The organism is Clostridium polyendosporum (genome assembly GCF_018332455.1).
GTDB classification, from domain to species: Bacteria; Bacillota; Clostridia; order Clostridiales; family Clostridiaceae; genus Clostridium_AY; species Clostridium_AY polyendosporum.
This window is the reverse complement of record NZ_BOPZ01000003.1, coordinates 61,421-77,250: the sequence shown is the minus strand read 5'-3', so window position 1 is coordinate 77,250 and position 15,830 is coordinate 61,421. Positions and strand designations below refer to the sequence as shown.

The window sequence follows — 15,830 nt, the reverse complement described above, 5'->3', positions numbered from 1 at the left end:
TTTAGGGGTATAATTAGTTTAGGTATATAGTTAGTTTTGGGGAGGAGAAAAATAATGAACATATTAGTTATAAATTGTGGAAGCTCATCATTAAAATATCAATTAATAAATATGTCAAATGAACAGGCTCTTGCGGTAGGATTAGTTGAAAGAATAGGAATTGAAGGTTCAATACTTACTCAAAAAGTTGAAGGAAGAGATAAATATATAATTAAACAACCTATGAAAAGTCATCAGGATGCAATAAAGTTAGTTCTTGATGCTTTAGTTGACAGTGCTAATGGTGTTATTAAATCAATGGATGAAATATCAGCTGTTGGTCACAGAGTAGTACATGGTGGAGAGAAATATTCAAACTCAGTTCTTGTAAATGATGAAGTAATGAAGGAATTAGAAGAATGTGCAAAATTAGCGCCACTTCACAATCCTCCAAATATAATCGGAATAAATGCTTGTAAAGCTCTAATGCCAAATACACCAATGGTAGTTGTATTTGATACTGCATTCCATCAAACAATGCCAGAAAAAGCATTTCTATATGCTATACCATATGAGCTATATAAAGAACATAATATAAGAAAATATGGTTTCCATGGAACTTCTCATAAATATGTTTCTAATAAAGTAGCAAAAGTTATGGGTAAGGATGTTAAAGACCTTAAAATTATTACTTGTCACTTAGGTAATGGTTCAAGCGTAACTGCTATAAAGAACGGTAAATCAATAGATACTTCAATGGGATTTACTCCGCTTGAAGGATTAGTAATGGGTACAAGATGTGGAGATATAGATCCAGCAGTTATTTTCTACTTAATTAATGAATTAGGCTATTCTACAGAAGAAGTAAATATTTTATTAAATAAGAAATCAGGAGCATTAGGGGTTTCAGGTGTGAGCAGTGACTTTAGAGATGTAACAAGTGCTGCAGCACAAGGAAATCACAGAGCACAATTAGCTCTTGATATGTTCTATTACAGAGTAAGAAAATATATAGGTTCATATGCAGCAGCAATGGGTGGTGTAGATTGCATAGTATTTACTGCTGGTGTTGGTGAAAATTCAGTAGCAATAAGAGCGGAGATATGTAAGGGGTTAGAATTCCTTGGACTTGAAATAGATGCTGAAAGAAATAATGTGAGTGGGAAGATAGCTGAATTAAGTACTGAAGGTTCAAAGGTTAAAGTATTTGCTATACCAACTAACGAAGAATTAATGATTGCTAGGGATACTCAAGCACTTACAATAAAATAATATTAAAATTACTTGACTTTTAAAATCCTTGTTTATATAATAAATTGTGTTGTCAGTAAATATTACTAATTTATTTAAGGAGTGTGAATGTTAGCTCTGGGTAAAACACACTTGAGAGCTAAACATTATGATACTACAAATATCAGATTTATTAAGCAAAAGAGAAAGAACTAAACAAGTTATCTATACCTTTAATATGAATGAATTAACATTCGACGGTGAGGTTATAAAGTCTTTAGTACCTGTTACAGTTAATGGCATATTAACTGTCAGTGCAGATATTGTGGCTTTAGATGTAGATGTTACTACGGATTTAGAACTTTGTTGCTCAAGATGCTTGAAAAACTTTTCATATCCTATCAATATTAAGGTAAATGAGAAGTTTACAAATAATAAAAGTACAGCAGAGAATGATGATGACATCATTCTTGCAGATGGTGATAAACTTGATATCACTGAAATAATCGTAAACAACATTATATCAACCTTACCTATTAAAAGACTTTGCAGTGAAAGCTGTAAAGGTCTTTGTCAGCAGTGTGGAACGGATCTAAATACTAAACGATGTAGTTGTGATATTGGAGATGTTGACATCAGACTGGCAAAACTTAAGGACTTGTTTGCTAATAAGGAGGTGTAATTATGGGAAATCCAGCTAGAAAGACTTCTAAAGCTAAGAGAGATTCAAGAAGAGCTCAAAATTTCAAATTAAGCTTACCAGGTATTGTTGAATGCCCACAATGCCATGAAATGAAACTTGCTCATAGAGTATGTAAAAGTTGTGGATATTATAAAGGTAAAGAAGTTGTTGCTTCTCAAGAATAAGAAAGTCATTAGACTTTCTTTTCTTTATATGCAAAAAAAAGGGGTCATTTGATATGAAAATAGCAATTGATGGCATGGGAGGAGATCACTCTCCTAAAGCAGTGATTGAAGGGTGTATTGAAGCACTTAAAGAGTACGATGATATTGAAATATATATAACAGGCCCAGAAGAAAAACTTAGAAATGAATTTGATAAGTTTAAGTATGATAAAAATAGAGTGCAATTTATAAATGCTACAGAAGTAATTAGTACTAATGAACATCCAGTAATGGCTCTAAGGAAAAAGAAAGATTCTTCACTTAATAAAGCACTTAAACTTGTTAAAGAAAAAAAGTGTGATGCTATAATTTCTGCAGGAAGTACTGGTGCTTTTCTTGCAGGTTGTACCCTGGTTGTAGGACGAATTAAAGGGATAGAACGTCCTGCTTTGGCTCCAATTATGCCAGGTAAAAATAATTCATTTATGGTATTAGATGTTGGTGCTAATGTAGATTGTAAACCAAATTATTTATTGCAATTTGCAATCATGGGAAAGATTTATTTTGAAAGTGTATTAGGAATTAAAAATCCTACTGTTGGTCTTATAAATATAGGTTCAGAAGAAGAAAAAGGGAATGAACTTACCAAAGCAACTTATAAGATGCTTAAGGAAAGTAACTTAAACTTTATTGGTAATGTAGAGCCAAGAGATATTCCCAATGGGAATGTAAATGTCTTAGTTTGTGACGGTTTTGTTGGTAATACAGTACTTAAGATGTATGAAGGGGTAGCATCTACTATGTTTAATATCATAAAGGATGAGATTACTTCTACATTTAGAGCAAAGCTAGGTGCATTTTTAGTTAAGCCTGTTCTTAAAGGTATAAAACAAAAGTTTGATTATACTGAGCATGGTGGGGCACCATTTCTAGGTGTTGACGGAGTTTGTATTAAAGCTCATGGAAGTTCAGATAGTAAAGCATTTAAAAATGCTATAAGACAAGCACAGATTTTTAGCAATAATAACATTATTAAAAAGATAAAATTGGACATCGAAAATATAAATGAAAATGAATTTAAATAATAAATTTGGTTAAATTATAAAAAAATAGATATATAAATTTATAAGCTATATTGACGATGTTTGTGATATATAATATTATCTAATTAGGTTTTATATTAGGAGGTATAATTATTATGTTTGAAAAAATAAAAGCTATAATAGCAGACAAATTAAGTATAAGTGAAGATGATATTAAAATGGAATCATCATTCATTGAAGATTTAGGAGCAGATTCACTTGATATAGTTGAGCTTATCATGACTTTAGAAGATGAGCTTGAAATGGAGATACCAGATGAAGTTGCTGAAGGATTCTCAACTGTTGGTGATGTAGTAGAATACATTAGAGAACATAGTGAGGAATAAAAGGTCCCGCCTAATGCGGGATTTTATATTTTAAAAATATATTTAAGTTTATTCTTGAATTTGTTAATTTAGCAAACTGAAGAATAAGCCTTAAGGAGTTGAACCAAAGAAAATGTATGATTTTAATCTTAATGAATTTGAAGATAGATTAGGTTTTATTTTTGATGATAAGTGTCTATTAGAAACTGCTTTAACTCATAGTTCTTATGCTAATCAATATAAGAAAGATGTTCCTTATAATGAACGACTAGAGTTTTTAGGCGATTCAGTTCTACAATTGTGTATTTCGGAATATTTATTTGACAACTGTAAGAATAAGACAGAAGGAGAATTAACAAAGACAAGAGCCTTAATAGTTTGTGAAAACTCACTTTATGAAGTGGCAAAGAGATTAGGGTTAGGGAAAATAATCAGAATGAGCAAAGGTGAAGAACTTACCGGTGGAAGAGAAAGGATGTCTATTCAAGCAGACTGTCTTGAAGCAGTAATAGCAGCTATATATCTAGATAAAGGACTTAACGTAGCAAAAAAGTTTATATTAACAAATTTTAAAGATATAATTAATATGGCGATAAATGATAAAATTATCTTAGATTTTAAAACAAGATTACAAGAGGTTTTACAACAAAATGGAGAAACTAATATTTCTTATGAACTTGTAAAGTTTGAAGGTCCACCTCATCGAAGAAAATTTTATACAAGAGTTATAATTGAAGATAAAGTGTTAGGTGAGGGTGAAGGTTTCAGCAAGAAAGAGGCTGAGCAAATGTCTGCAAAACAAGCATTAAAGAGCTTGGAGGAAGCAAATGAGTAAGAATTATTATATTATACCTATATTTGTTCCTCATCTTGGTTGTCCGCACAATTGTGTTTTTTGCAATCAAAACAAGATAGCTGGTGAAGAAGATAGTATAGATGATAAATATGTAAGAAGAACTGTAGAAGAATACCTAAAGACAATTATAAAAGAAGATGCAACAGTTGAAATTTCATTCTTTGGAGGTACTTTTACCGCAATTCCTATTAATAAACAAAAGGAATTCTTAAAAGTGGCAAAGGAATATAAAGACTCTGGAAAGATTGACTTTATAAGACTTTCAACAAGGCCAGATTACATAAATCATGATATTTTGACACATTTGAAAGGTTATGGAGTAGACGTGATTGAACTTGGTGTTCAATCATTAGATGATAAGGTACTTAGAAAATCAGGAAGAGGTCACACTGAAGAGGATGTGAAAAAAGCTTCTTCACTAATTAAAGAGTTTGGGTTTACTTTAGGTCATCAAATAATGTTAGGTTTACCTGGAGATACTTTTGAGAAAGATATAGAAACAGCTAGAAAATCTATATTAATGAGACCTGATATATCCAGAATTTATCCAGCTTTAGTAATTAAAGAAACTCCAATGGAACTCATGTATTTAAGAGGAGAGTATATTCCATACTCTTTAGACGAAGCAGTTGAGATAACAAAACAAATATATAGTATGTATATAGAAAACAATATTAAAGTTATAAGAATTGGATTACAACCAACTGATAATATAAATGTTGGTGGCGATATTGTTATTGGACCATTCCATCCAGCCTTTCGAGAGCTAGTAGAAGGAAGTATAATAAATAATAAAATATATCAATGTTTAAAAAATGTTATTGGAAGAGCTGAAATTCAAATTAATGAAAGAAATATTTCTAAACTTTATACAAATAAGAAGCAGTTTTTTAACCAATTAAAAAAACAACTGAAGAATTTAGATATTGTCGTGAGGACTTCTCATAATGTAAGTAAAGAGGAAGTTAAAATATTGGTTGACGATAAAGTGTATAATTTGTCGATATAAAATTTTGGTTGTTAGTAATTTATAGAAGGATATTTTAAACTTTTATAGAATATATTTCCTATAAGATTTACCTAATAGTTTATGTAGTTAATAGGGAGGAATGGTTATGGAAGTATTAAAAGTATCAGCTCAATCCCAGCCAAAATCTGTTGCAGGGGCTTTAGCAGCTGTGTTAAGAGAAAAAAACACTGCAGAAGTTCAAGCCGTGGGTGCAGGTGCTGTGAATCAAGCAGTGAAGGCAATAGCAATTACTAGAGGGTTTGTAGCTCCTAATGGAATAGATCTAGTAGTTGTACCAGCGTTTTCGGAAATATCTATTGATGGAGAAGAGCGAACTGCTATAAAATTTATCGTTGAACCAAGATAAAATAAAGGCCTTAGGGGAATCTCTAAGGCTTTTTTATATTACTCAATTATTGATATTTAAGCGTATTTACTATAAACTAATATAGAATAGGGAGTTGAATTTAATGAAGAAAAAAACTAGAAAAAGAATTAACAAAATAATGATGGGAATGATTACAATAATTTTTATATTAAGTTTATTTCAATTTATAATAGAAGTATAAATATATAAAAATTTTTAACTAAATTGAGAATTGTATTAAAGATAAACAACTTCAATTTCTAAACAATTCATGTTAAATAAAATTTAATAGGCATCGATCCTATTAAATTTGAGCCAGATTTCACTTTGTGAAATGGCAGCATAATAGCCTCGACATGCAATGCTTTTTCATGAATTATAAGTTTAGTTATGAAGTTGTGTATCTATAAGAGGATCTAAAGTTAAGAGCCTCTATAGTTTCATTAAATATTGAACTTGTATTAGTAGTAAGGAGTGGACATATGTTTCTAAAATCTCTTGAGATAAGGGGATTTAAGTCTTTTGCTGATAAAACGGAACTTAATTTTAAAAAAGGAGTTACGACAGTAGTTGGACCTAATGGTAGTGGAAAAAGTAATATTTCTGATGCTGTGCGATGGGTATTAGGAGAACAAAGTGTTAAAACCCTTAGGGGTGGAAAAATGGAGGATGTTATATTTGCCGGCACTCAATACAGAAAGCCAGTAGGCCTTGCACAGGTTTCTTTAATCTTAGATAATTCAGATGGAGAACTTCCAATTGATTACTCTGATGTCATAATTACTAGAAGAATATTTAGATCGGGTGATAGTGAGTATCTTATTAATAACTCTCAATGCAGATTAAAAGATATAACAAGTTTATTTATGGATACTGGTATTGGAAAAGAAGGTTATTCATTAATTGGACAAGGTAAAATTGAAGCTATTTTAAGTGGAAAACCAGAAGAGAGAAGAGCACTTCTTGAAGAAGCTTCTGGAATCGTGAAGTTTAAAACTAGAAAGGATGAAGCAGAAAGAAAGTTAGATAATACTCAGCAAAACTTAGTTAGAATTAATGATATAATTTCTACATATGAAGAGAGATTAGAACCGTTAAAAGTTGAAAATGAAAAAGCTAAAGTTTTTTTAGAACTTTCTAAAGAATTAATAGGAAAAGAAACTTCACTTTATGTTTATTTTATAAAAAAAATTGAAAAAGTAATAGAGGAACAGAGTGGAAAAATATACAAACTACTTAATGAAAAAGAAGTTTTAGATAAAGAATTGCTTGATGAGAAGAATAATCTACGGCAGATTGAAAGAAGATTAGAGGATATTGAAAGTTCTTCAAGTGAAGAAAGAGTTGTTTACTATAAAAGTAAAGAAGAATGCGCCGAACTTCAAGCTAATATAGAGCTTCTTAAGGAAAGGATTAATAATTTACAAGTTTCCATAGATAATAATAGAAGTGAGATTGAAGAATTAAATAGCAAGGTACTATGTTTAGACAATAGTAGAAGTAATCTACAAAAAGAATTAGTTGAAAAAAATATTCTTCAAACAAAACTAAACGAAAATGTAGTAAACTTAGAAATAAAGACTGAAGAACTAATTAAATCAATTGCATCTCAGGAGAGTGAATTACAAGCACTTAAAGATGAAGAGCTTCAAAATACTAAGAAAATTTCTGAATTTAATAACAATAGAAGCTTATTATTAAATCAATTAAAAAACCTAAATGATTCTATAGATCAAATAAAAGAAAATTGTGTTAATAACGAAAATTCACTTAAAATAAATCTTTCCACTAAGCTTATACTAGAGGAAAAGATATCATCTATAAAACTTGAGATAGAGAACATTGAAGATATAATTAAATCTAATAAAAAACAGATATCTGAAAAGCTTGCTAAAATAGTTAAGAATGAACAACAGTTGAGAGATTTACTTGAAAGTGCTAATAAGTTGGAAGCAAATCAAAACATTCTTACAAATTTAGAAAAGCAGTATGAAGGTTATAACAAATCTGTAAAGTTATTAATGGAACATATTCATAAGAAATTAGTTCATGTAGATGATACGGATTGTCAAGTATTAGGTGAAGTAATTTCAGTTGAAAAAACATGTGAAACAGCTATAGAGATAGCATTAGGAAGTTCAATTTCTAATATTATTACAAAGGATGAAGACACTGCTAAGGAATTAATCTCTTACTTAAAGGAGAAGAGGCTTGGAAGAGCAACTTTTTTACCTTTATCAATTATTAAGGGTAAAAGATTGTCTATTGATAGCAATGTTACAGCGGTAGATGGATTTATTGGGATAGCTTCAGATGTTGTAAAGTATGATAATAGGTTTGATAATGCTATAAAATATGTATTAGGTAGGACTATTATCTGTAAGGATATGAATAGTGCTTTAAATGTAGCAAGGGTTTCTAATTATTCATATAAGGTTGTTACCTTAGATGGAGAAGTGGTAAATCCAGGCGGTGCTTTAACTGGTGGAAGTATATATAATAAAGGTACGAATATTATAAGTAGAAAAAGAGAAATTGATGAATTAGGTATTAAATTAGAAAATACTAAAAATAGTATTAGTAATATAAATATTATTATAGAAAATGATAAAAAAGAAGTTAAGATACTAGATGAAGAAAATCTCAATTTAAGAGATGAAATACATTATAAAAATGTTGAAGTTGCAAAAATTGAAAATGAAATATCTAATATAGATAAGGATACTATAAAGCTAAGGTCAAATATAAAGACTGCTCAAAATGAATTAATACTTAACCAAAGTAAGATTGAAAAGTATGATAACGAAATCAATGATAAGAATAATGAAATTAAAAATCTTGAAGCTTTAAATTTGTCATACAGGCAGAAAATATTAAATATTGACATTGAAATAAAAAATGTGAGTAGTAAAATAATTGAGAATAAAGAAGAAATAACTGAAAAGAAAATTACCAAAGCGCAGATAGATGAGGTTGTTTCAAATAAAATTAGTGAAATTTCTAGAATAGAAAGAGAAATTTTAGAACTTAATAAGAAAGTAGAAGCATTAAATACATTAATAGATGAATCTATAAATAATAGAGTTGTTTGGCAAAATAAAATTGAAGAAGACAAAGTGAAAATAGATATCCTAATTAATACCATTGCTGAGTTGGAGAATAAAGCTACCAATTCAGAAATAATAAGAGTTAAGTTAAAGGATGACCTTAAAGTTTTAGATGGTAGAATAGAAAGTCTAACTTTTGAGATTAGGAAAAAAGAAGAAGAAATTCATAGAAATGATATTATTAAAACAAAGCAAGAAGTTGAAAAACAAAATTATTACAATAAGCTTAATGATGAATTAAATCTTACTTATGCTGAAGCCCTTGATTTAGCTACAGAAATAGAGAATATATCAAAATATACTGGCGATATATCAAAAATAAAAGTAGAAATATCAAAACTTGGAACAGTTAATGTAAGTGCTATTGAAGAATATAAAGAATTGTCTAAGAAATACACATTTATGAGTAATGAGCGGGACGATTTAGAGAAAGCAAAGGAAGAGTTGCTTGGTGTTATAATGGAGATGACCTCTAAGATGAAAGAGGTATTTAAAGAGAATTTTATAGTTTTAAATAAAAATTTTAATGAAACCTTTATTGAATTGTTTAAAGGAGGAAGTGCAGAACTTATACTTTCAGAAGGTGATGAGCTTACTTCTAATATAGATATTAATGTTCAACCACCTGGTAAAAAGCTTCAAAATATAAATCTTATGTCTGGTGGTGAGAAGGTCTTATCAGCAATTGCTTTATTGTTTGCTATTCTAAAGATGAAGCCAACACCATTTTGTATTTTAGATGAAATAGAAGCTGCTCTCGATGATGCTAATGTATATAGATATGCTGAATTCCTTAAGAAATTTTCAGAAAAAATTCAATTTATAGTTATAACTCATAGAAAAGGAACAATGGAAGCTAGTGATATAATGTATGGAATAACAATGCAAGAAAAAGGCATATCAAAAGTGGTTTCTGTGGATTTAACAACATAAGGAGGATTAATATGCTTGGAGGACTATTTGAAAAATTAAAAACTGGATTAACTAAAACAAGGGATAATTTAACTGACAAGATAAATGATATACTAAATCTTGCAGTTACTATTGATGATGATCTTTATGAAGAACTTGAAGAAATTCTTATTACATCTGATATAGGTATGGAAACTACAATGGAAATCATAGATAGATTAAAAGTTAAAATTAGAGAGGAAAAAATTAAAGATCCTGCAGAAGTAAAGCCATGTCTTAAAAGAGTAATTACAGAAATGCTTAAAGAAGGAGAAGGCGATAATAAAACTGAAGAAACTGATAAAAAAGTTCTTCTTATTATAGGGGTTAACGGTGTAGGGAAGACTACTTCTATTGGAAAATTAGCAGCTAAAGCTAAAAATGAAGGAAAGAAGGTTGTATTGGCTGCTGCTGATACTTTTAGAGCTGCAGCTATAGATCAACTTGAGATTTGGAGTCAGAGAGCTAATGTGGATATTGTAAGACATCAAGAGGGTTCAGATCCAGCAGCAGTAGTTTATGATGCTATCCAAGCTGCAAAAGCAAGAAATGTTAATCTATTAATCTGTGATACTGCTGGAAGACTGCATAATAAGAAAAATCTTATGGATGAACTTTCAAAAATAAATAGAATTTTGGAAAGAGAATATAGTGATGTTAAAAAAGAAACATATTTAGTTTTAGATGCTACTACAGGACAAAATGCCGTAATTCAAGCAAAACATTTTATGGAGGCATGTCCTATTGATGGCATTATTCTAACAAAACTAGATGGTACAGCAAAGGGTGGAGTAGTAATAGCTATAAAAAATTCCTTGAATATACCAGTAAAGTACATTGGTGTAGGAGAAGGTATAGAAGATTTACAAGAATTTGATGCAGAAAGCTTTGCTGAAGCTCTATTTTAAAAAAAATCTATGTGTTAAGTAAAAGTACTTGACACATAGATTGTATTTTGATATTATATTTTTTGTGAGTTGGGTGGTTATATGGAAGACAGGTTTGAAATTTCTCTTTTATTAGATTATTATGGATCCTTGCTTACTGAGAAGCAGCAGGACATAATGACTATGTATTATAATGACGACTTATCATTAGCAGAGATTTCTGAAATCAATAATACGAGTCGACAAGCAATACATGATCTTCTAAAAAGATGTTATAAGCAATTACTAGCTTATGAAGAAAAACTTAAGTTGCTGGAAAAAGGCAATATAAAAAAAGAGAAAAGAAATAAATTAATTAACGATTTAAAAGTTAAGTATGAACTTCAAATTGAAATTATTGATTATATAGATAATGTCTTAGAAGATATTATTAACGGATAGGAGGGTTAACATGGCTTTTGAGGGTTTAGCGTCTAAACTTCAGGAAACGCTTAAGAAACTCAAGGGAAAAGGCAAGCTTACTGAAAAAGATATAAAAGAAGCCATGAGAGAAGTAAAACTTGCGCTTTTAGAAGCTGATGTTAACTATAAAGTTGTAAAGCAATTTGTAGCTAATGTAAGCGAAAAGTGTGTAGGGGCAGAAGTTCTTGAAAGCTTAACACCTGCACAGCAAGTTATAAAAATTGTTAATGATGAGCTTACTGCCTTAATGGGAGTTTCAGAGAGTAAAATTAATTACTCAGATCAAGGACCTACTGTTTTGATGTTAGTAGGTTTACAGGGTGCTGGTAAAACCACTATGTGTGGAAAACTTGCGCTTCATATGAGGAAAAAGAATAAAAAGCCACTACTTGTTGCTTGTGATATTTATAGACCAGCCGCTATTAAACAACTTGAAGTTGTTGGTAAGCAGATTGATGTTCCGGTTTTCTCAATGGGTGACAAAGTAAGCGCTGTTGATATAGCAAAAGCAGGAATTGCTAATGCAAGAGAAAATGGATATAACCTTGTTATAATAGATACTGCAGGTAGACTTCATATTGATGAAGATTTAATGCAAGAATTAAGAGATGTTAAGAGTGCAGTAAATCCCAATGAAATATTGTTAGTAGTTGACTCAATGACTGGTCAGGATGCAGTAAATGTATCTGACACCTTCAATGATTCATTAGATGTTTCAGGTGTTATACTTACTAAGCTAGATGGTGACACAAGAGGGGGAGCTGCTTTATCAATAAGACATATCACTGGCAAGCCAATAAAATTTGCTGGTGTTGGTGAAAAAATGAATGATGTAGAGGTGTTCCATCCTGATAGAATGGCATCAAGAATTCTTGGAATGGGTGATGTGTTATCTTTAATAGAAAAGGCACAGCAAGCTATTGATGAAAAAGAAGCACAACAGCTTAGTGATAGAATGATGAACCAAGAATTTAATTTTGATGACTATTTGATGGCTATGGAGCAAATGAAAAAGCTTGGTCCTCTAAATAAGCTGTTAGAAATGGTTCCAGGAGTTAATTCTCAACAGTTAGGTGACATAGATTTTTCAGAGGGTGAAAAACAACTATCTAAAGTTAAAGCTATGATTCAATCAATGACAGCTAAAGAAAGAAGAAATCCTAGTTTAGTTGCACACTCTGCATCAAGAAAGAAGAGAATTGCTCAAGGTTCAGGAGCTTCAATTCAAGAAGTTAATAAGCTTCTAAAGGGATATGAGATGATGAAAAAGAACATGAAGCAATTTAAGTCAATACAAAAGAATGCTAAAAAAGGATTGTTAGGAAAACTACCTTTCTTTAGTTAAATATAAATTAATTAGCTTTTAAAGGAGGTGAAAAACATGGCAGTAAAGATAAGATTAAGAAGAATGGGTGCTAAAAAAGCTCCTTTCTACAGAGTTGTAGTTGCTGATTCAAGAAGCCCAAGAGATGGAAGATTCATCGAAGAAATAGGATACTATAACCCAATAGCTAAACCAGATGCAGAAGTTAAAATAGATGCTGAAAAGGCTACAAAATGGTTAAGTAATGGTGCTCAGCCAACTGATATCGTTAAGAGACTTTTTGATAAAGCTGGTATAAACAAGTAATTATGCTTGGGAGGTGAATTCTGCCTTAGGAATTGCCCTACGGTGGATTCTTATGAAAGAGTTAGTAGAATTAATTGCTAAATCACTTGTCGATAATCCAGAAGCTGTTCAAGTAAAAGAAGTTGCAGGTGAGCAATCATTAATACTTGAATTAAAGGTAGATCCTGAAGATATGGGAAAAGTTATCGGCAAACAAGGCAGAATAGCAAAAGCTATAAGAACAGTGGTAAAGGCTGCAGCAGTAAAAGACAATAAAAGAGTTGTAGTAGAAATTATCTAATAAGAGTTAGGATTGCCCTAGCTCTTTTTACACATTATAAAGAAATAGGGGTGACTCTATGAAACAATTTTTAAACGTTGGTCAAATTGTAAATACTCATGGATTAAAGGGAGAAGTTAAGGTTTTTCCGCTAACTGAAGATGTTGATAGATTTAACTATTTAAAAAAAGTCTTAATAGACGGTGTAGAAAGAAACATTGAAGGTGTTAAGTTTCAAAAGGATAGAGTTATATTAAAGATAGAAGGAATTAATTCGATAGAGGATGCAGAAAAATATAAGCAAAAATATCTTACAATTCCAAGAGAAGAGGCAATTGAGTTGCCGGAGGATACATATTTTATAGCTGACTTAATTGGCTGTAGAGTTTATGATACTACTGGGTTTGAATATGGTAAAGTGTATGATGTAATTAAAACAGGAAGTAATGACGTTTATTGGGTTAAGGGTAATAAAGAAGTATTAATTCCTGTATTAAAAGAAATAGTGTTAGAAATAGATATAGAAAATGAAAAAATTGTAATTCGACCAGTAGGGGAATGGCAAGATGAAGATTAATATTTTAACTCTTTTTCCAGAAATGTTTGATATCTTTAATCATAGCATACTAGGAAGAGCACAAAAAAATGAGACTCTTACTATTGAAGCTATAAATATTAGGGATTACACTACTAGTAAGCATAAAAAAGTTGATGACTATCCTTATGGTGGAGGAGCAGGAATGGTAATGAGTGCTCAGCCAGTGGTAGATTGTATAAAGGATATTAAGAAAAAAAATAAAGGAAAAGTTATATTTCTGGGACCAAGAGGCAGAACATTTAATCAAGAGATAGCGAAAGAATTATCAAAAGAAGAAGAACTAATATTTATTTGTGGCCATTATGAGGGTATAGATGAAAGAGCATATGAGTATTTTGATATGGAAATATCCCTTGGTGATTTTGTATTAACTGGGGGAGAGATGGCCTGTATTCCTATAATAGATAGTATAGGTAGATTAATTCCTGGAGTACTTGGCAGAGAAGAAAGTTTTCAAGATGAATCTTTTTATAGTGGACTTCTTGAATATCCTCAATATACAAGACCTGAATATTTTGAAGGTAAAAGAGTACCTGAGGTTTTGCTTTCAGGGCATCACGATAATATTAGAAAATGGAGAAGAAAAAAATCTTTAATAATAACTCAACAGAGAAGACCAGATCTTTTCAAGAAAATACAACTTACAAAGGAAGATGTTAAACTATTAAAAGAAAAATAAAAAAGGTATTGTCTAAGTAATATACTTATGATAAAATTACCTTTGTGCTAGTACGGGCGTTCCTCTGTCAACTCATTGGTATGAACGTCAAAATTACACTAAGGAGGGAATGCACATGAACGAAGTAATAAGATTAATAGAGCAAGAACAAATTAGAACTGATTTACCTCAATTTAACGTTGGAGATTCTGTAAAAGTTCACGTTAAAGTAAAAGAAGGAAATAGAGAAAGAATCCAAGTTTTCGAAGGAACTGTTATTAAGAGACAAAATGGTGGATTAAGAGAAACTTTCACTGTTAGAAGAATTGCTTACAATGTAGGAGTTGAAAGAACTTTCCCACTTAACGCACCAATCATCGAAAAGCTTGAAGTAACTAGAAGAGGTAAGGTAAGAAGAGCTAAGTTATTCTACTTAAGAGATAGAGTAGGTAAGGCTGCTAAGGTTAAAGAATTAATTTAATATAATTAAGTAAAAAACAGGGGCTAATTTAGCTCCGTTTTTTATTACCTAAGAATTTATTTTAAGAATTTATTTTAAGAGCTTATTTTATGGGAAACTTAATATAAATGCTATTTATAATAATGATCGAGTTATAACTTTTATATAAAATATAATAATTGAAAGGACTGATTTTATGGCTATAAATTGGTTCCCTGGACATATGGTTAAAACTAAAAGACAAATTAAGGAGAACTTAAAACTGGTTGATGCTGTTATTGAAATACGAGATGCACGTATTCCATATTCTAGTGCCAATCCAGATGTAGAAGAGTTGTGTAAGGGTAAGCCTAGATTAATACTGTTAAATAAGAGTGACTTAACTGACTCAAGAGTTACTAAGGACTGGATTCGCCACCTTTCTAAAGAAGATGTAAGAGCAATAGAAGTAAACTGCTTAAAAGGTGAAGGCATTAAGAATATTAAACCAATACTTATGGAATTATTAAAGGAAAAGCATGATAGATTAAAATCTAAAGGACTAGTTAAAATTATTACTAGAGTTATGGTAGTAGGAATACCAAACGTAGGAAAATCTACATTTATCAATAGGATGGCAAAAAATAATATTGCTAAAACTGGTGATAGACCTGGTGTTACAAAGAGTAAACAGTGGATTAAAACGTCAATCGGTATTGAACTTATGGATACTCCTGGGATTCTTTGGCCAAAATTTGAGGATGAAGAAGTTGCATTAAGCTTAGCATTCACTGGAGCTATTAAGGATGAAATTATGGATATAGAAGAGCTAGCATTAAAGCTCGTTGATAGACTTCAAACATTACATCCTGAATTACTAAAGGCAAGATATAAAATAGAAGAACTTTCTGAAGAACCACTAGAAACCTTAAATAGTATAGCAAGAAAAAGAGGCGCAATAGTATCAGGTGGTGAGATAGACTATAATAGGATAGCTGTCATAATATTAGATGAATTTAGAGGTGGAAAAATAGGAAAGATTTCTTTAGAAGAGCCTAAAAAAACCTCTTTAGAAGAGTCTGAAAATATCTCTTTAGAAGAGTCTGAAAATATCTCTTTAGAAGAGCCTAAATAGAGGTGGTTT

At 30.6% G+C, this 15,830-nt stretch carries 18 protein-coding genes; all 18 read left to right on the top strand.

The window, feature by feature from the left end:
- The first annotated feature begins 54 nt into the window (after positions 1-54).
- The 18 genes from CPJCM30710_RS02490 to ylqF all read left to right on the top strand — a co-directional run bounded on the left by CPJCM30710_RS02490 (position 55) and on the right by ylqF (position 15,821).
- Positions 55-1,251: an acetate/propionate family kinase gene (locus CPJCM30710_RS02490; RefSeq protein WP_212902594.1), complete on the top strand. Its 1,197-nt coding sequence runs from the start codon at positions 55-57 to the stop codon at positions 1,249-1,251.
- A 127-nt stretch (positions 1,252-1,378) separates the two neighbouring features.
- Complete coding sequence (locus CPJCM30710_RS02485; RefSeq protein WP_212902593.1) at positions 1,379-1,891, top strand: YceD family protein; 513 nt, start codon at positions 1,379-1,381, stop codon at positions 1,889-1,891.
- Positions 1,892-1,893: 2 nt separating this feature from the next.
- Positions 1,894-2,076 (top strand): 50S ribosomal protein L32, encoded by a 183-nt coding sequence (rpmF, locus tag CPJCM30710_RS02480; protein ID WP_212902592.1) that lies wholly within the window; start codon positions 1,894-1,896, stop codon positions 2,074-2,076.
- Between the two features lie 53 nt (positions 2,077-2,129).
- A complete protein-coding gene (gene plsX, locus CPJCM30710_RS02475) occupies positions 2,130-3,140 on the top strand; it encodes a phosphate acyltransferase PlsX (RefSeq protein ID WP_212902591.1) in 1,011 nt (336 codons plus the stop codon).
- Between the two features lie 113 nt (positions 3,141-3,253).
- Positions 3,254-3,484 carry an acyl carrier protein gene (gene acpP, locus CPJCM30710_RS02470; RefSeq protein ID WP_212902590.1) on the top strand — a complete coding sequence of 77 codons (231 nt, stop codon included), beginning with the start codon at positions 3,254-3,256 and terminating at the stop codon, positions 3,482-3,484.
- A gap of 112 nt (positions 3,485-3,596) precedes the next feature.
- Positions 3,597-4,298 carry a ribonuclease III gene (gene rnc, locus CPJCM30710_RS02465; protein WP_212902589.1) on the top strand — a complete coding sequence of 234 codons (702 nt, stop codon included), beginning with the start codon at positions 3,597-3,599 and terminating at the stop codon, positions 4,296-4,298.
- The gene (locus tag CPJCM30710_RS02460; protein ID WP_212902588.1) at positions 4,291-5,328 is read left to right on the top strand and encodes an elongator complex protein 3; all 1,038 of its coding nucleotides are present in this window, start codon (positions 4,291-4,293) and stop codon (positions 5,326-5,328) included. The genes rnc and CPJCM30710_RS02460 overlap by 8 nt, the downstream gene beginning before the upstream one ends.
- A 106-nt stretch (positions 5,329-5,434) precedes the next feature.
- On the top strand, positions 5,435-5,695 hold the full coding sequence (locus CPJCM30710_RS02455) for a stage V sporulation protein S (RefSeq protein WP_212902587.1): 261 nt from the start codon (positions 5,435-5,437) through the stop codon (positions 5,693-5,695).
- A 482-nt stretch (positions 5,696-6,177) separates the two neighbouring features.
- Positions 6,178-9,735 carry a chromosome segregation protein SMC gene (smc, locus tag CPJCM30710_RS02450; RefSeq protein ID WP_212902586.1) on the top strand — a complete coding sequence of 1,186 codons (3,558 nt, stop codon included), beginning with the start codon at positions 6,178-6,180 and terminating at the stop codon, positions 9,733-9,735.
- Positions 9,736-9,746: 11 nt separating this feature from the next.
- Complete coding sequence (gene ftsY, locus CPJCM30710_RS02445) at positions 9,747-10,661, top strand: signal recognition particle-docking protein FtsY (RefSeq protein ID WP_212902585.1); 915 nt, start codon at positions 9,747-9,749, stop codon at positions 10,659-10,661.
- Positions 10,662-10,742: 81 nt separating this feature from the next.
- The gene (locus CPJCM30710_RS02440) at positions 10,743-11,081 is read left to right on the top strand and encodes a putative DNA-binding protein (RefSeq protein WP_212902584.1); all 339 of its coding nucleotides are present in this window, start codon (positions 10,743-10,745) and stop codon (positions 11,079-11,081) included.
- Positions 11,082-11,091: 10 nt separating this feature from the next.
- The gene (gene ffh / locus CPJCM30710_RS02435) at positions 11,092-12,447 is read left to right on the top strand and encodes a signal recognition particle protein (RefSeq protein ID WP_212902583.1); all 1,356 of its coding nucleotides are present in this window, start codon (positions 11,092-11,094) and stop codon (positions 12,445-12,447) included.
- A 36-nt stretch (positions 12,448-12,483) separates the two neighbouring features.
- Entirely contained in the window at positions 12,484-12,732 is a 249-nt protein-coding gene (rpsP, locus tag CPJCM30710_RS02430) for a 30S ribosomal protein S16 (RefSeq protein WP_212902582.1), read from the top strand.
- A gap of 52 nt (positions 12,733-12,784) precedes the next feature.
- Complete coding sequence (locus tag CPJCM30710_RS02425; protein ID WP_212902581.1) at positions 12,785-13,012, top strand: KH domain-containing protein; 228 nt, start codon at positions 12,785-12,787, stop codon at positions 13,010-13,012.
- A 58-nt stretch (positions 13,013-13,070) separates the two neighbouring features.
- Positions 13,071-13,568 (top strand): ribosome maturation factor RimM, encoded by a 498-nt coding sequence (gene rimM / locus CPJCM30710_RS02420; protein WP_212902580.1) that lies wholly within the window; start codon positions 13,071-13,073, stop codon positions 13,566-13,568.
- A complete protein-coding gene (trmD, locus tag CPJCM30710_RS02415) occupies positions 13,558-14,268 on the top strand; it encodes a tRNA (guanosine(37)-N1)-methyltransferase TrmD (protein WP_212902579.1) in 711 nt (236 codons plus the stop codon). Before rimM ends, trmD begins: the two co-directional genes overlap by 11 nt.
- Before the next feature lie 115 nt (positions 14,269-14,383).
- Entirely contained in the window at positions 14,384-14,728 is a 345-nt protein-coding gene (rplS, locus tag CPJCM30710_RS02410) for a 50S ribosomal protein L19 (RefSeq protein ID WP_212902578.1), read from the top strand.
- A gap of 175 nt (positions 14,729-14,903) precedes the next feature.
- Entirely contained in the window at positions 14,904-15,821 is a 918-nt protein-coding gene (ylqF, locus tag CPJCM30710_RS02405) for a ribosome biogenesis GTPase YlqF (RefSeq protein ID WP_212902577.1), read from the top strand.
- Positions 15,822-15,830 lie beyond the last annotated feature (9 nt).

Excerpts from the sequence above, each read along its gene's own strand:
- ftsY (WP_212902585.1), top strand. The coding sequence starts at position 9,747 with ATGCTTGGAGGACTATTTGAAAAATTAAAAACTGGATTAACTAAAACA.
- trmD (WP_212902579.1), top strand. The coding sequence starts at position 13,558 with ATGAAGATTAATATTTTAACTCTTTTTCCAGAAATGTTTGATATCTTT.
- rpmF (WP_212902592.1), top strand. The coding sequence starts at position 1,894 with ATGGGAAATCCAGCTAGAAAGACTTCTAAAGCTAAGAGAGATTCAAGA.
- CPJCM30710_RS02455 (WP_212902587.1), top strand. The coding sequence starts at position 5,435 with ATGGAAGTATTAAAAGTATCAGCTCAATCCCAGCCAAAATCTGTTGCA.
- smc (WP_212902586.1), top strand. The coding sequence starts at position 6,178 with ATGTTTCTAAAATCTCTTGAGATAAGGGGATTTAAGTCTTTTGCTGAT.
- CPJCM30710_RS02425 (WP_212902581.1), top strand. The coding sequence starts at position 12,785 with ATGAAAGAGTTAGTAGAATTAATTGCTAAATCACTTGTCGATAATCCA.
- CPJCM30710_RS02440 (WP_212902584.1), top strand. The coding sequence starts at position 10,743 with ATGGAAGACAGGTTTGAAATTTCTCTTTTATTAGATTATTATGGATCC.
- rplS (WP_212902578.1), top strand. The coding sequence starts at position 14,384 with ATGAACGAAGTAATAAGATTAATAGAGCAAGAACAAATTAGAACTGAT.
- acpP (WP_212902590.1), top strand. The coding sequence starts at position 3,254 with ATGTTTGAAAAAATAAAAGCTATAATAGCAGACAAATTAAGTATAAGT.
- ylqF (WP_212902577.1), top strand. The coding sequence starts at position 14,904 with ATGGCTATAAATTGGTTCCCTGGACATATGGTTAAAACTAAAAGACAA.
- CPJCM30710_RS02460 (WP_212902588.1), top strand. The coding sequence starts at position 4,291 with ATGAGTAAGAATTATTATATTATACCTATATTTGTTCCTCATCTTGGT.
- CPJCM30710_RS02485 (WP_212902593.1), top strand. The coding sequence starts at position 1,379 with ATGATACTACAAATATCAGATTTATTAAGCAAAAGAGAAAGAACTAAA.
- plsX (WP_212902591.1), top strand. The coding sequence starts at position 2,130 with ATGAAAATAGCAATTGATGGCATGGGAGGAGATCACTCTCCTAAAGCA.
- ffh (WP_212902583.1), top strand. The coding sequence starts at position 11,092 with ATGGCTTTTGAGGGTTTAGCGTCTAAACTTCAGGAAACGCTTAAGAAA.
- rnc (WP_212902589.1), top strand. The coding sequence starts at position 3,597 with ATGTATGATTTTAATCTTAATGAATTTGAAGATAGATTAGGTTTTATT.
- CPJCM30710_RS02490 (WP_212902594.1), top strand. The coding sequence starts at position 55 with ATGAACATATTAGTTATAAATTGTGGAAGCTCATCATTAAAATATCAA.
- rimM (WP_212902580.1), top strand. The coding sequence starts at position 13,071 with ATGAAACAATTTTTAAACGTTGGTCAAATTGTAAATACTCATGGATTA.
- rpsP (WP_212902582.1), top strand. The coding sequence starts at position 12,484 with ATGGCAGTAAAGATAAGATTAAGAAGAATGGGTGCTAAAAAAGCTCCT.